The organism is Rhodococcus ruber, assembly GCF_027270735.1.
Lineage (GTDB): Bacteria > Actinomycetota > Actinomycetes > Mycobacteriales > Mycobacteriaceae > Rhodococcoides > Rhodococcoides rubrum_A.
Genome location: NZ_JAPWIJ010000011.1, coordinates 52,415 through 67,197, shown reverse-complemented (window position 1 = coordinate 67,197; position 14,783 = coordinate 52,415). Strand labels below are relative to the sequence as shown.

Annotated in this window: 13 protein-coding genes; 5 read left to right on the top strand and 8 right to left on the bottom strand. The window is 63.9% G+C overall.

Annotated elements, in window-relative coordinates; translation table 11 throughout:
• Window positions 1-7 precede the first annotated feature (7 nt).
• From O4220_RS22830 to O4220_RS22810, 5 genes are all read right to left on the bottom strand, one after another.
• Window positions 8-1,525: an APC family permease gene (locus O4220_RS22830; protein WP_269607798.1), complete on the bottom strand. Its 1,518-nt coding sequence runs from the start codon at window positions 1,523-1,525 to the stop codon at window positions 8-10.
• A complete protein-coding gene (locus O4220_RS22825; RefSeq protein WP_269607796.1) occupies window positions 1,518-2,408 on the bottom strand; it encodes a universal stress protein in 891 nt (296 codons plus the stop codon). Before O4220_RS22825 ends, O4220_RS22830 begins: the two co-directional genes overlap by 8 nt.
• Window positions 2,409-2,436: 28 nt before the next feature.
• Window positions 2,437-4,374, bottom strand: coding sequence for a primary-amine oxidase (locus O4220_RS22820; RefSeq protein ID WP_269607795.1), 1,938 nt, complete (start codon window positions 4,372-4,374; stop codon window positions 2,437-2,439).
• Complete coding sequence (locus tag O4220_RS22815) at window positions 4,371-5,810, bottom strand: gamma-aminobutyraldehyde dehydrogenase (protein WP_269607794.1); 1,440 nt, start codon at window positions 5,808-5,810, stop codon at window positions 4,371-4,373. The genes O4220_RS22820 and O4220_RS22815 overlap by 4 nt, the downstream gene beginning before the upstream one ends.
• A gap of 107 nt (window positions 5,811-5,917) precedes the next feature.
• Window positions 5,918-6,580 carry a TetR family transcriptional regulator gene (locus O4220_RS22810; RefSeq protein WP_269607793.1) on the bottom strand — a complete coding sequence of 221 codons (663 nt, stop codon included), beginning with the start codon at window positions 6,578-6,580 and terminating at the stop codon, window positions 5,918-5,920.
• A 71-nt stretch (window positions 6,581-6,651) separates the two neighbouring features.
• Here O4220_RS22810 and mqo point away from each other — a divergent pair, with 71 nt between their 5' ends.
• From mqo to O4220_RS22790, 4 genes are all read left to right on the top strand, one after another.
• On the top strand, window positions 6,652-7,974 hold the full coding sequence (mqo, locus tag O4220_RS22805; protein ID WP_269607791.1) for a malate dehydrogenase (quinone): 1,323 nt from the start codon (window positions 6,652-6,654) through the stop codon (window positions 7,972-7,974).
• A gap of 9 nt (window positions 7,975-7,983) precedes the next feature.
• Entirely contained in the window at window positions 7,984-8,979 is a 996-nt protein-coding gene (locus O4220_RS22800) for an MBL fold metallo-hydrolase (protein WP_269607790.1), read from the top strand.
• Between the two features lie 62 nt (window positions 8,980-9,041).
• Complete coding sequence (locus O4220_RS22795; RefSeq protein WP_269607789.1) at window positions 9,042-9,857, top strand: NADPH-dependent oxidoreductase; 816 nt, start codon at window positions 9,042-9,044, stop codon at window positions 9,855-9,857.
• Between the two features lie 4 nt (window positions 9,858-9,861).
• On the top strand, window positions 9,862-10,959 hold the full coding sequence (locus tag O4220_RS22790) for an LLM class flavin-dependent oxidoreductase (protein WP_269607788.1): 1,098 nt from the start codon (window positions 9,862-9,864) through the stop codon (window positions 10,957-10,959).
• Here O4220_RS22790 and O4220_RS22785 read toward each other — a convergent pair.
• Entirely contained in the window at window positions 10,946-11,719 is a 774-nt protein-coding gene (locus O4220_RS22785; protein ID WP_269607787.1) for an LLM class flavin-dependent oxidoreductase, read from the bottom strand. The genes O4220_RS22790 and O4220_RS22785 overlap by 14 nt on opposite strands.
• A 17-nt stretch (window positions 11,720-11,736) precedes the next feature.
• Window positions 11,737-13,149, bottom strand: a complete 1,413-nt coding sequence (gene ramB, locus O4220_RS22780) for an acetate metabolism transcriptional regulator RamB (protein ID WP_269607786.1) — start codon at window positions 13,147-13,149, stop codon at window positions 11,737-11,739.
• A 147-nt stretch (window positions 13,150-13,296) separates the two neighbouring features.
• Here ramB and O4220_RS22775 point away from each other — a divergent pair, with 147 nt between their 5' ends.
• Window positions 13,297-13,701, top strand: coding sequence for an SPW repeat domain-containing protein (locus tag O4220_RS22775; RefSeq protein WP_269607785.1), 405 nt, complete (start codon window positions 13,297-13,299; stop codon window positions 13,699-13,701).
• A 178-nt stretch (window positions 13,702-13,879) separates the two neighbouring features.
• On the opposite strand, the gene O4220_RS22770 is transcribed toward O4220_RS22775, so the two are convergent.
• A partial coding sequence (locus tag O4220_RS22770; RefSeq protein WP_269607784.1) for a DUF559 domain-containing protein occupies window positions 13,880-14,783 on the bottom strand: 904 nt, incomplete at its 5' end.

Here is a 14,783-nt window from a genome sequence, read left to right as displayed (position 1 = left end):
ATCCTCGTCAGTCCTCGACGATCAGTGACGGAGTATCGCGGCGGAGAATGTCGCCCTTGAAGAACTCCGGCTTGCGCAGTGCCACCACCAGCATGATGACGATGCCGAGAACGATGATCCCCACGCCGATGAGGAAGACCATCCCGATGCCGAACAGTGATGAGCCGCTACCGAACTCGGGATCCCACGCATCGACCGAGGTCTGCACGAACACGACGGCCATCCCGACCCCGCCGAGCAGCGGCGCGAGAAACTTGAAGAACACGTTGCGCGTGCTGGTGAACAATTCCTCGCGGAAGTACCAGACGCAGGCGAATGCCGTGATGCCGTAATAGAAGCAGATCATCAGGCCCAGTGCAGCAATGGTGTCGGTGAGTACGTTGTCGCTCACCACTCGCATCACGGCGTAGAAGCCGGCCGACGCGCCGCCCGCCACCAGCGTTGCGAAGCCTGGAGTGCTGAATCGCGGTGTGATGGAAGCGAACCGCTTCGGTAGGGCTTGGTAGTGACCCATAGCGAGCAACGTGCGGGCCGGCGAGATGAACGTGGCCTGCAGTGAACTGGCCGAGCTGCTCAGCACGGCGAGCGAGAGCAGAATCGCGAACGGTCCCATCACCGGTCCGGCGAGAGCCGCGAACACGTTGTCGGTGGTGTCGGGATTCTGCAGTCCGTTTCCGGTGTCCCCGGTACCGGCGAACAGCAGGGTGGCGACCGCGGTGAGCAAGTACAGCACGATGATGAAGAACACCGTCACCAGAGCGGCGCGGCCGGGAATCTTTGCGCTACCGGACGTTTCCTCGTTGACCGTCAGACAGACGTCCCAGCCCCAGTACATGAAGATCGACAGCGACAGGCCGGCCGTGAATGCCGAGAAGCTCGGAATGCCGAACGGATCGAACCAGTCCAGGCTGAACGCGATGTCGTCGGCACCGTCGCCCGCACCGATTTTGACGAACGCGGCAACGATGAACCACGCCATCACCAGCAACTGGAAGCCGAGCATCGTGTACTGGACGCGCTTGGTCTCCTGCATGCCTCGATAGCAGAGCCACGCCGACAGAGCCATGAACACCAGGCACGTGACGATGTTGACGAGCTTGTTGCCGGTGAGGTCGGCCACCGAATCGTTGCTGGTGACCTGCGCGAGAAAGAGGTAGAAGAAGTCGACGGCCACCCCGGCGAGGTTGGAGAGCACGATGATGGTGGCCGCGATCAGACCCCATCCACCCATCCATCCGATGTAGGGGCCGAAAGCTTTCGACGCCCACGTGAAGGACGTGCCGCTGTCGGGTTCGGCCGCGTTGAGCTCTCGATAGCCCAACGCCACCAACAACATCGGGATGAAACCAACGATGAAGATCGCCGGCAGGTGCACCCCGACCTCGGTGACCGTCGGCCCGAGCGACGCCGTCAGCGCGTACGCGGGAGCGATGGTCGAAATGCCCAGCACGACACTCGCGAGCAGCCCGAGCTGGCCGGCCGACAGGCCCTTGGACTCGACGTCCACTACCTTGTGCTCATTCATCGCCGGCCTCTCTCGGAACAACGATCATCGGAACAGGAACGACCCGAAGCATCTTGGCGGCAACCGATCCCAGGAACAGTCGGTGAGGCTGCGCGAGTCGAGACGAACCCACCATCAACACGTCACCGTCGTGCCAGTCCAGCGAGGAGGCGGCCTTCTCGATGCCGGAACCCTCGGCCACTGTCAACTGCACTTCCGATCCTGCGGGCAGTCCCGCTTGCACGGTGCGCAGCACGTCCTCGGCCTTGGCGAGACCGCCTGCCCCCGATGCTGATCGCTCATCTGCGGACACGAGGGAGAGCAAGCGCAGTGGCAACTCGGCGGTGGCAGACAGGTCGGTGGCCGCCGAGGTGAGTTCTGCTGCCCCCGGACGATTTCCGATGGCGCAGGTGATCTCGCGAATGCGTTGCGGGGGAGAGTGCCGATACCCGCGCGGTGCCAACGCGAGGGGCACGTGCGCGACGTGCAACAGATCGCTGGTGACGGTACCGATCGAGTGCCGACCGAGCAGGCCGTCACCGGCCGCACCGACGACGATCATGTAGGCGTCACACTCGTCCACGTGTTCATGGGTCGTTCCGCAGGCTCCACTCCTGGTTGCGTCGAGCAGGCCCTGTGCGAACGACTCGTCGAAGAGCAGGTGAGTACGAGCCTCGACGTCCTCGGGCACCAATTTCAGTGCTTCGTCCAGCCAGTTCGTGGCCTGGTCGATCAAGATGCCGTCGTAGGCCGCCTCGACCGGTGCCTTGGACGGCACCGGACGCTCCTGCGGCAGCACCAGGCAGATGTCCAGCGATGCCTGCAGCGAACGCGCGAGCGTTGCCCCCAGGGCGATTCCGTCCGCGCCACTCGGTGTTGCCTGGTACCCCACGATCAGACGCATGGGCGGACCTTCCGTGAGGTTGGGCGAGCTAATGACAGGTGCTACCGGGATCGGTGTGGCACGACTTCGGCGCCGACGCTTCGACGTCCAGAGAGGGGTTGCGGTCGAAGAACCCGAAGGGCTTGAGCCAGAACGAGACGGTGTCCGCGGGCATCACCGGCCAGTCCTCCGGCCGGGTGATGTGATGGATACCGAAGGTGTACCAGACGACGACATCGGTGTTCTCGATGCTTCGATCTTTCTCGGTCCACTCCGGAAGTCCGTGGTCGATACCGCTCTGGTTCACGAACTCGCCGCTCGGCCAACGCTCGTCGGGTGAGTTCGGAGTGACCCAGACGGTGTGACCGATCACCTGGGCGCGCTGGAAGATCGGCGACGCGGGATCGAACATCGACGGGATCGCCGCTCCCGGAACCAACTTGTACGCGGGCCGGGTGCCGAGACCGTTGGTGACGTTGTCGTTGACGACCTTCCACGCCTTCTGGGTGTTCCAGTCGTAATCCTGCTTGCCCTCGGACTCGGTGGTCAGGGGAGTGTTGACCTGAGTCAGCGCGAGACCGTACGGATTGTCGGGGCCCATCGGAACCCGTTGCGTCTCACTGGCATACACGGTGTTCTCGGTGCCGTCGATGTCCAGATCGAGCCGGGCGACGAGAAAGTGCTGGTGATACGGCGCGTAGGTACGATTGTCGACCAGCGTTCCCGACGGATGCGTGCCACCTTCGTCGAAGTGAGTGACGACCATGATGCCCGTCGCGCGCACCTCGCACTCGATGTTGCCGTCCTGGTAGAACCGCCAGTAGACGAGGTACTCGTAGTTGGCGACGGTTGCGTGGAAGCTGACCGTGAGCCGTCGCATTCGCCGTACCTCGGCTCCGGCGTCGTGATCGACGTGCTTCCACAGCACGGCATTGTCTTCCTCGTGAATGCATATCGCATCGGTGATCGTGTACGGCTCACCCTTGCTGTTGTGCAGCACCGCGTCGAGGTAGCGGATCTCGCCCAGGCAGTCGCATCCGAGCTCGAGCGAGGTGGTCATGAAACCGAGACCCCACTCGCCGATGTCGAACGCGGTGCGCCGATAGTGGTCCTCGGTGTGATCGCGATAGGGAACGACCATCTCCGCGAACGACATTCGATTCGCAACGGACCGCACAGTTCCGTTGTCGTTGTAGCTGACGGCATGCAGTGTCATGCCCTCGCGGTAGTTGAACCCCACGCGCAGCGACCAGTTCTGCCACGTCAACTTGTTGCCGTCGAGCTCGAACGACGGCCCGTCGGATTGAGTGATCTCGAGTGGCTTCAGCGGCGGACGCGTGCTGGCGTTCCTGATTCGCTCCGGGATATGGCGAGGAACATACTCGCCCATGATCTCCGGCCGCTCGACGCGATAGGTGTCCTCGATCTCGAGCAATTCCATCGAGTTCACGTCGATGACGCAATGGAATCCACCCACCGGCCCGGCGTAGGGATTGGCACCCGCAGCCGCTTTGACCCAGGTGTCGGACCAGCCGAGGCGTCGACCCTTGTACTTCTCGGGCGTCACCGCCTCGCCGTAGGTCCAGGTGTCCATGAACACCAGATCGAGATCGGTGATGCCTCTATCGGCAAGGGCAGCAATCACATCGGGGTGGGCGCGTAGGGCCGCGTCGGCCTCTTCCCACTCGTCGACGGTGAAGTTGGGCTGTACGTCCGGGATGTGCGTCCATGATTCGGTGGTGCGATCGTCCAGCGACACCACGGCCTTGAAGGTCGTGTTCTCGCTGCGGTTCAGTACCACTGACACTGCCCGACGCGCAGGCACGGTACCGTCCGCGTCGAACGCGGCGATCTCGGACTTGGCGGGTTCGATCATCTCGATGGAGGCGTAACGCCAACCGTCGCCGACGCCGTGATCGCGGCCGAGAATCTCGGCCACGGTGGCGAATTCGTCGCTGGACAGGGGATCGAGGGGATGAGAGGTCATGCGATGGTCTCCGTCGAGCTCATGACGTGCTTGATGCGGGTGTAGTCCTCGACACCGTAGGCCGAGAGATCCTTGCCGTAGCCGGAGTACTTGAAACCGCCGTGGGGCATTTCCGCGACCAACGGGATGTGGCAGTTGACCCAGACGGCGCCGAAGTCCAAAGCTGCCGAGATGCGAAGTGTGCGTGCATGATCAGAGGTCCACACACTTGATGCGAGACCGAACTCCACATCGTTGGCAAGAGCGATCGCCTCGGCCTCGTCGGAGAACTTCTGGACCGTGAGCACCGGGCCGAACGTCTCCTCCTGCACGATGGGATCGGACTGCTGCACGCCCGTGATGATCGTGGGTTCGAGGAAGAAACCCTTGTCGCCGATGCGCTTGCCGCCGGTGACGATAGTGGCATGGGTACCGATTCCGTCGACCTTGGCGCTCACCTGACCGAAATGGTTGACGTTGTTCAGTGGTCCGAGGAAGGTGTCGGGGTCGTCGGGGAGGCCGACTTTCAGTGTCTTCGCCTTGGCCACAAGGGCATCGACGAGGGCGTCGTGCACCGACTCGTGCACCAGAACGCGGGTGACGGCGGTGCAATCCTGACCGGCGTTGAAGAACGCGGCCTCGGCGATGCCGTCGGCTGCCTTGGTGATATCGACGTCGTCGAACACGATTGCCGGAGCCTTGCCGCCGAGTTCGAGGTGCGCCCGCTTGAGCTGCTTGGCGGCCGCCACGGCCACCGCGATGCCGGCGCGCACGGATCCGGTGATCGATACCAGGCCGGGAGTCTTGTGCTCGACGATCGCCGCACCGGTGCCGCCGTTGCCGAGAACGACGTTGAGCACGCCGTCCGGAACGATGCCCTTGGACAATTTCGCGAGCACCAACGTGCTTTCGGGAGTGGTGTCACTGGGCTTGAGCACGATCGTGTTTCCGGCGGCCAACGCGGGCCCGATCTTCCAGATCGCCATCATGAACGGGTAGTTCCACGGGGTCACCTGGCCGACGACGCCGATCGGTTCGCGGCGCACGTACGAGGTGAAGCCGTCCATGTATTCGCCAGCGGACTTGCCCTCGAGCATCCGGGCGGCACCGGCGAAGAATCGGATCTGATCCGCCCCGACCGTCACCTCTTCGGCGGCGATGGTGGCCTTGGGCTGGCCGGTGTTGCGGCTCTGCGCCTCGACGATCTCGTCGCTGTGCGCCTCGATGGCGTCGGCGAGCTTCAGCAGCACCTTCTGCCGCTCACTCGGCGTCGTCTTGCCCCAGGTCTCGAATGCGCTGGCGGCGGCCGACATTGCGGCCTCGACGTCGGCCGCGTCGGAGATGGGGGAGTGGGCGACGACCGTCTCGTCCACCGGGCTGATCACGTCCAGCATCTCGGTGCCCGAGGGCGTGACGAACGCCCCGTCGATGTAGTTCTGCAGGACAGGCACCGTCATCTCACAACCCCTAGCGTCGTCACTCCACCAATATTTCGGTTCTGCAAAGCCTGCACCTACGGACGACACTTCGCCACCCGACAATATGTCCAATCCCCGCCGAAGGATCAGGACGGAACGTCACGGTCGCCGACGAGCGCCCTGACGCCGGCGATATACGTCTCGAGGCCGAGCTTCTCGAATGCCGGACGAGAGGTGGGATCACCGAGATGTTCGGCCGAAGCCAGGATGTGCGGGAACTCCTCGGGATCGAGAGATTCCATCGTCGACGCCACTTCCCGCTCGACGTGTGCCCGACGCTCCGGCTCGACCTCGACACCGGTGAACAAGGGCTCGGTGATGAGCGAGATGGCGACCCGGACGCCGTGGCGGGCGAGTTGGGTGGCGTCGGGAAGGGAGAAGCCGGCCTCGCCGAGAGCCTTCAGTGCCAGCTCCATCGCCTCCCTACTGTTGGGGGAAAACAACATTCGAGGAACAACGATGTCGGCTGCGCCCGGGTGGGCGCGCAAGGCGCGCATGAAGTCCTCGAGCACGCTGCGAAGCTGCTGCCACCACGGTGCGGCGGGGTCGACGGTGAGCTCGAGGTCCTTGCATACGCGGTCGCCCATGGCGTCGAGCAGCTCGTCCTTGTTCTTCACATGCCAGTAGATCGCCATGGGCGAAACGCCGAGTTCGGTTGCGATCTTGCGGATGGTGAGCGAGTCCAAGCCGTGGCGGTATGCGACGTCGAGAGCGGCGTCGACGACGGCAGTCCTGCTCAGGCGCGGCATCGAGCTAACTATACAGGTGTACGAGTCGGTGCTAGCGTGACTTGTACTTAGTACGAGAAAGGGGCCCGACGGTGGACGACGTCATTCTTGTCGGCGGCGGAATCATGAGCGCAACGCTCGGGACGCTGCTGCAGAAACTGGAACCGACCTGGTCGATTCGGGTGCTCGAGCGCCTTCCGCGAGTGGCTGCGGAAGCATCCGACGGGTGGAACAACGCCGGAACCGGACATGCCGGTCTGTGCGAAACCAACTACACGACACTACGATCCGACGGTTCTGTCGACATCGACCGTGCCGTGCGGATCGCGGAGCAGTTCGCCACGACCAAGCGCTTCTGGTCGACGTTGCCCCACGCCGACTTCGTGCGCCCCGTGCCGCACATGACTCTCGTTCAGGGCACCGACAACGTCGAGTTTCTTCGTGCCCGGCATCGTGCGCTGAGTGCGCACCCGTTGTTCGAGGCGATGGAGTACACCGAAGATGCTGCGGTGCTGCAGCAGTGGTCGCCGCTGGTTGCCGAAGGCCGCACCGGTAGCTGGGCCGCGACCCGAGACGTGACGGGTACCGACGTCGACTTCGGCGCAGCGACGCGGCAGCTGTTCGAGGCCATGGCAATGGCAGGGGCAAGCGTGGAGACCGGACGGGAAGTACGCGGGCTTTCGCAGGATCAGGATGGATCCTGGCGACTCGACGTCCGAGGTGGTCGACCGGTGGAGCGCGCTCGATTCGTGTTCGTCGGTGCCGGTGGCTGGGCCCTGAAGTTGCTGCGCCGAGCCGGGATTCCCGACGCACGGGGCTACGGCTTGTTGCCGATCAGTGGACAATTTCTGCGCTGCGACCGGTACGAGGTGGTCGACCGACACGACGCCAAGGTATATGGGACGCCGCCCATCGGTGCGCCGCCGATGTCGGTGCCGCACCTGGACACTCGCATCGTCGACGGGCAACGCTCCATCCTGTTCGGTCCGTACGCCGGTGCGAACCCCAAGTTTCTGAAACACGGATCGCTGCTGGACCTTCCACGATCGGTCACCCGGGACAACATCGGCTCGTTGCTGTCGATGGCCCGGGCCAACACGCCGTTGATCGGGCTACTGCTCTCCGAGTTGACCGCCACCCGAGGGAAGAAGATCGCTGCACTACGCGAGTTCGTACCGAGTGCCGATTCGGCCGACTGGTCCATCGCCAGCGCCGGCCAACGCGCCCAGATCGTCAAGAACGGGGAACTGCGGTTCGGCACCGAAGTGGTTGCCTCGCAGGACGGCACCATCGCATCCGTACTCGGTGCATCCCCTGGGGCATCGACGGCCGTACCCATCATGATCGAGGTACTGAACAGATGCTTCCCCGAACGAAAGTGGGACTCCCGCCTACGCGAGTGGCTCACCGGCTAGCCTGAGGCGGTGACGGACGAAGTGGTGGGATACCGGCAGATCGCCGACGGCACGTGGGCTTTCATGCGACCACCCGGCAGCTGGGGGCAGACCAACACCGGACTGATCGTGGCACCCGGCTCTGCGTCGATGCTGATCGATACCGTCTGGGACACGAACTGGGCAGCACGCGTCGCCGCCGATACAGCAGACCTGGTCGCAGACGCGCCTGTCACCGAAGTGCTCAACACCCATTCCGACGGCGATCACTGGTGGGGAAACGACACCGTTCCCGCCTCCGCCCGCATCACCACCAGCGCCGCGTCACTGCACGCGATGAAGGAAGAGACACCACCCAAAGGGGTGGACGCGTTCGCGTCCTTCGGCGGCAAGATCGGGTGGGTGCCGGGACCGCTCGGAGCAATGGGCTCGTACATGAATCGAGTCCGAGGTGGTGCCACCTTCCCCAGCACACTGCCGCGGCTGCCCGACCACACCTTCGAAACCACCGAAACCATCGATGTCGCAGGGCGATCCGTTCTCCTGCGCTACCTGGGACCGGCGCACACCGAGGGCGACCTCATCGCTCACCTACCCGACGTCGGAGTCGTGTTTGCCGGTGACCTGCTGTTCATCGACGCCACCCCGGTGCTCTGGCACGGACCGCTGCAGAACTGGATCGATGCCCTCGACCACCTTCTCGAGCTGGATGCGGCCGTCTACGTTCCCGGTCACGGCCCGCTGTGCGGTGCCGAGGAGATCCGCGCCGTCCGAAATTACTGGAGCTGGGTGGCAGAGGCTGGGCGCAGCTGCTTCGACGCTGGACTCGATTCCACCGAAGCCGCCCTGAACCTGCTGAAATCACCCGAATTCGGACACTATGCACACTGGGATTCCCCCGAGCGACTCATCCTCAGCATGAGTACCCTCTACCGCCTGTGGCGAGGCGAGCCGCCCGCGCCACCCACACTGACGCGTCGAGCACGGGCGTTCGCGGATGCGGGGCGGTTCTTGCGAGAGCAGTAGCTTTCGAATCATGCCGAGCGCAACTGTGGCGCGTCGACAACGAGAGATGCACTCTGGATTCCGTGACCTCCTCTTCGGCCTCGTGGGTTCAGCAGCGCTATCGCGATCCTGCTCTGACAGCGTTGGCGTACACGAACGAGACGATCGACGTTCTGCTGTCGCATCACTCGGTGCGGACGTTCACCGGGGATCCGATCGACACCGAGACGATCGAGACGATCGTCGCTGCAGCCCAATCCGCGCCGACGTCGTCGAATCTGCAGGCCTGGAGCGTGATCGCAGTACAGGACCCGGCGCGTAAGACGCGACTTGCGGCGCTGGCCGCGAATCAGGCGTTCATCGCCGATGCCGCGGTGTTCCTGGTGTTCGTGGCCGATCTCGGGCGGGCTCGACGCCTCGCCGCCGGGCACGACGCCGAACTCGGTGGTGCCGACTACTTCGACAGTACGATTCTCGGTGCCATCGATGCTGCCCTCGCCGCGCAGAACGCCGTCGTCGCCGCGGAGTCGCTCGGATGGGGCACCGTATACGTCGGAGCGGTACGCAACGCACCCGACGAGATTGCCGCTGAGTTGGGGCTGGCCGAACAGTCGATCCCCTTGGTGGGCTTGGCCATCGGCCGGGCGGGAGACGAGACCGCTGGGGTGAAGCCGCGGTTGCCGATCTCCTCGGTGCTCCACCACGAACTGTACGACGCCCAGGCTGCCGACGCGGCTGTACCCGTCTACGAGCAACGACTTGCGGAATACTATGCAACACAGGGGCGTACGGCGTCCTGGACCTCGTCCGTGTTGTCCCGCTTACGTAGCAGCGAGTCGATCGGCCCGCGTGTGACGCTCGGAAAGTCGTTCGAATCCCTCGGTTGGAAGTCTCGGTAGCACTATGCGCTTTCAGGTCCTCGACATCGTGTTCAACCCTCCGCATCCGATCACCGGTGCCGTGGTGCCCCCGGCCGACCGATTCGACCGGTTGATCGAACTTGCCGTTCTCGCAGAAGAACTGGGCATCGATTCGTTTTCCGTGGGAGAACGGCACGCGGGAGACGTGCTCTCGTCCTCCCCGACGGTGATCCTCGGCGCGCTCGCCCAGGCCACGCACCGCATCCTGTTGTCCACCGGCGTCACCGTACTGTCTGTGTTGGATCCGATCCGCGTCGCCGAAGATCTCGGTACCATCGACCAACTGAGTCGAGGTCGCCTCGAAGTCGTCATCGGCAAAGGCAACGAAGTGCTGCAATATCCGCTGTTCGGACTCGACATCGCGCGCCAGTACGAATACCTCACCGAGAACTACGAACTGCTCCGCAGACTGATCCGCGAGGAACACGTGGATTGGACCGGACAGCACCGCCATCCGTTGTCCGACGCCACGACGCTGCCCAGGCCTTTCGACGGCCCCTTCCGGATCTGGCACGGCTCGGCCACCTCGGTGGAGGCGGTCGATCTGGCCGCCGAGTGGGGGGATCCCATCTTCACGGCAAATGCATTGCAGCCCAGGGAGAACTACAAGGTTCTGATCGACCGCTACCGCGAGCAGTACCTTCATCACGGGCACGACCCGGACAAGGCCTACGTGGGTTCGGGCTCGGGAGGTCTGTTCCTCGGTGCGACGACCGAGGCTGCGGTTGCCGAATATCGCCCGATTTACGAGGGCATCGTCGCGCAGCAGGACAAACGCGCCCACGACCCGGCGGCCAAGGGCAAGGTCACGAGCTTTCGGACCATCGACGACGCCGTCGCACGGGGGCCGGCCCTGGTCGGGTCCTCGGAACGGGTCGCAGCAAAGATCCTCGACTATCACGATGCGTACGGCCATGACGTGCAGTCGGTGTCGATCAACCACGTCCTGGACTTCGAGCGTCAGAAGGACACGTTACGACAGTTCGCCGAGGAAGTGATTCCGTTGGTGCGGGCCGAGGTGACGACCACGCTGTGGACGACCGAGGACAAGGACCGCGCCCGCGGATTCACTGCGAGCTGAAGTGCGCCGTCGAGGACGCGGCGTGCGCGAACAACCTTGTCGGAGCTGCTTCGTCCGCAGAGGGTTCGAGCACGACGGTGGTCGCACCGGCATCGATCCAGCGTTGGATGTCGCTCGGGGCCGCAGCCGGATCGGATCCGACCGACACATAGACGACCACATCGTGGTCGGGACCACCGTCGATGTGCTCGATGGCCGCGCGAAGCTGTTCCGGTGATGTCTCGCTCGTCAGAATCGTTCCTGCACTGCAGCGGCCGCTCAGAGCGAGCGTCTTGGGTCCGGTCGCACCGACGAGAAGGGGCGGTGGTTGCACCGGCGGCCAGTTCAACTTCACCTCGTCGAGCGAGACGTAACGGCCCTGCACGGTGACCGTCTCGCCTGCAAGCAGACTCGTCAGCGCAGCCATCTGCTCGCTCAGCAACGTCAGAGGAGACTGCACTCGCGCGCCGATCTGAGCCATCCACGACTGGACGCCGTGACCGAGTCCCACGCGGAGCCGACCCGGATGGACTCGGGCAACAGTGGCGATCTCCATGGCCGTCGACGCCACGTTCCGCATCGGAGTGGGCAAGACCCCGATGCCGACGTTCACGCGATCTGTGCTCGCGAGAATCAGTGCAGCAGTGGACAGTCCACCGGAGAAGAAGCAGTCTTCCCACAACCACACCTCGTCGACGCCCGCGGCGTCGGCCGCGCGTGCCGCATCGACCAGTGCCTCCGGGGCAATTTCAGGCCTGAGCACAACGCCGATTCGAGTCATTGCGATTCTCCTTTTCATCAGCGAACGAGATACGGGGACACCGAACTCCGGTGCTCGTCTATGTCGAGGTCCTTGCCCAGCGGAGGGAAGGCGCGTTGTGGGCAGTTCGAGCGTTCGCAGACCCGGCAACCGGCTCCGATCGGGGTGGCAACCGCCGAGCCCTGCACATCCAGTCCGTCGGCGTACACCAGCCTGCCGGCGTGGCGGAGTTCGCAACCGAGGCCGATGGCGAAGGTCTTGCCCGGCTGGCCGTAACGCGCGGCTCGACGCTCCACGGTGCGCGCGATCCACAAGTAGCTGCGGCCGTCGGGCATCTCGGCGATCTGCGTCATGATCTTGCCGGGATAGGCGAATGTCTCGTACACATTCCACAGTGGGCACGTGCCGCCGCTCGACGAGAAGTGAAATCCGGTGGCGGACTGCCGTTTCGACATGTTGCCCGCCCGATCTACCCGGACGAACGAGAACGGTACACCCCGCAACTCAGGTCTCTGCAGGGTGGAGAGTCGATGGCAGATGGTCTCGTAACTGACCGAGAAGAAGGCCGAGAGCCGCTCGATGTCGTACCGGAAATCCTCGGCGACATCGTGGAAGTGGTTGTACGGCAACACCGTCGCGGCAGCGAAGTAGTTCGCGAAGCCGAGTACCGCCAGCTTCTTCGACGATTCGCTGGAGAAATTGCCTTCCTCGGCCATCTTGTTCAGCAGATCTCCGCATTCGAGGTAGGCCAGTTCGGCGGCGTATCTGAACACCTTCTGCCCACCGGACAGGTGTGGTGAAATCTCCAACACTCGCGTCTGCGGGTCGAAACGGTGCAGCACGTTCTCGCCGAGGTCGATACGATTGACGATCTGTACGTCGTGCACCGTTCGGAGCCGTTTGGCGATCTCGCCGCCCACGTCGGCGCGATGGAATCGAATCCTCGAAGTCAGTGCCTCCGCCGCAGTGTCCAGATCGTGCAGATAATTCTGTCGCTGATAGAAGTAGTCCCGCACTTCTTCGTGCGGCTTGCTGATCGAACCACTGCCACTGCCGTCGGAGAAGCGTTCCTCGGTCGCAGCCAGCAGCTGAGCCGTCGTATTGCGGTATCGGCGATGCATGTTGACCATTGCCCGCGCCAACTGTGGGTGTGAGCTGACCATCTGCGCGATCTCGTGAGCGTCTGCGTCTATACCCATGTCCTGGTCGAGCGCCACTTCACGGAGTTCGGCAACCAACCTGGTGTCGTCCTCGGAAGAGAAGAACGATGTGTCGACGCCGAAGACCTCGGAGATCCGGAGTAGCACCGGCACCGTCAGCGGGCGCACGTCGTGCTCGATCTGGTTGAGGTAGCTGGCCGAGATCCCCAGCTTCTGCGCCAGCGACACCTGGCTCATGCTGCGTTCGCTGCGGAGCTGCCGTAGCCGCACGCCGACGAAGGTCTTGGACACATCGCCAGGCTACGCCTGCGAAGAACTGCCTTAACACCGTTCGCAACTAGCTGCTGGATCACAATTCGGTGATCATCGGGAACATTAGCCGAAGTAAAGGCGTATACCGGTATACGAGCTATTCACCACGCACCTCGAGGAGCGGTCATGTCCAACCGTCAACGCACATCGGAAATCGTCAGGGACGTCGTCGTCTTCGTCACCGGAGCTGTTCTCGTCGCAGCCACCGTCTGGCTCCCGGTTCAGGGAGACCAGGAAGTCACCGGTGCAATCCTCGTACTCGGCATACTCGCCGCATCGTCCGCTCTGTGGGCCATCGGATCTTCGTCGAGGCAGAGCCACTGGACTCACGTCGGCGTCGGTCTGCTGCTCGCGGTGTCTCCCGCATTGATGGTGTTCCCGTCGGGACTGTTGGCCGCGGACCTGTTCGCCATCGTCGGCGGACTCGTGATCGCTGCCATGGGCGCGCTCGGAGTGGTTGCGTCGCGCCGGGCTCCGATCACCTCGCGGGTGGTGGCGTCCAGCGACGAGCACACTGGCGTTCGTATCTGACCCTTCCTGCAACTGATGCTCCACTCCCCGGGGCGGGCGCGATCGACTTCGTGCTCGCCCTGGGGAGTGGAGCATTTTTGCTTTCATGGCGGCCCGCCTGGTGCAACTGGAGCTCCACTTCTCGCGGTGGATCCGGTAGATCCCGCGTGCGGCCCGGCGAGTGGAGCACTGTGTGCTCTCATCGCCGCGATTCCCGACGCCGCCTGACAACCGACGCGATTTCGGCAGCCACGACGTCCGGCGCGGCGAGCACATCGAACGCCGAGTAGCGCAGCACCAACCAGCCATCGAGCACCAGGGCGTTCTGTCTACGTCGGTCCTTGCTGAACACCTCTGCTGCACTGTGGAATTCGCGCCCGTCCACCTCGATGATCGTTCGGCTGCGACGGTCGACGAGGTCGCAGACGAACGAGCCGACTGTCGCGTTCATCTCCAGGCGAAGTCCTATTCGATGCAGCGCTCGTCCCAGTGCCCGCTCCGGCTCCGAAGCGAACCTGGCTACTGCCAGTCGAACCTGGCGAGCCAACTCTGCGTTGCCGCGCCGACCAGGGAATCGCTCGAGTAGGCAGATGAGCGATGCAGGGTCGAGTCCGAACTTCAGGCGTTCGTCGATCAGCAACTCGGCCTCTGGGCGGGGGAGTATCGCCAGGCAGTCGAGGATCGTCTGCGCAGGAGTGGTGCAGGGCAGAGACTCGACCTCGTCGACGAGTCGGGAATCGAGTGCGCGACGGTGCAGCCGGAGCCACGGCGGCGGTCGCAACCGGGCAGTGCGAGGGACGGTTGCATCGAGAGTGGACGGCTCGGTAGTCCAACCGCGCAGGTACGCGGCCGATCGGTGACTGAGCACGGCGTCGGGTCGCCAGAGCGAGATGGCCTGACAACGATCCATCGTCGACGGTTCCCCGCGCATGTGGACCGTCGGCAGAACACGGGTGAACCGACGCGAGACGGTGCTGGGATGGAGTCCGGAGGAGACGAGCTCTCGGAGGGTGGTGGGAGTGGAGCCTGTGGAATGACCCTGGGGTGCGGGAGTGGAGCCTGTGGAATGACCCTGGGGTGCGGGAGTGGAGCCTGTGGAATGA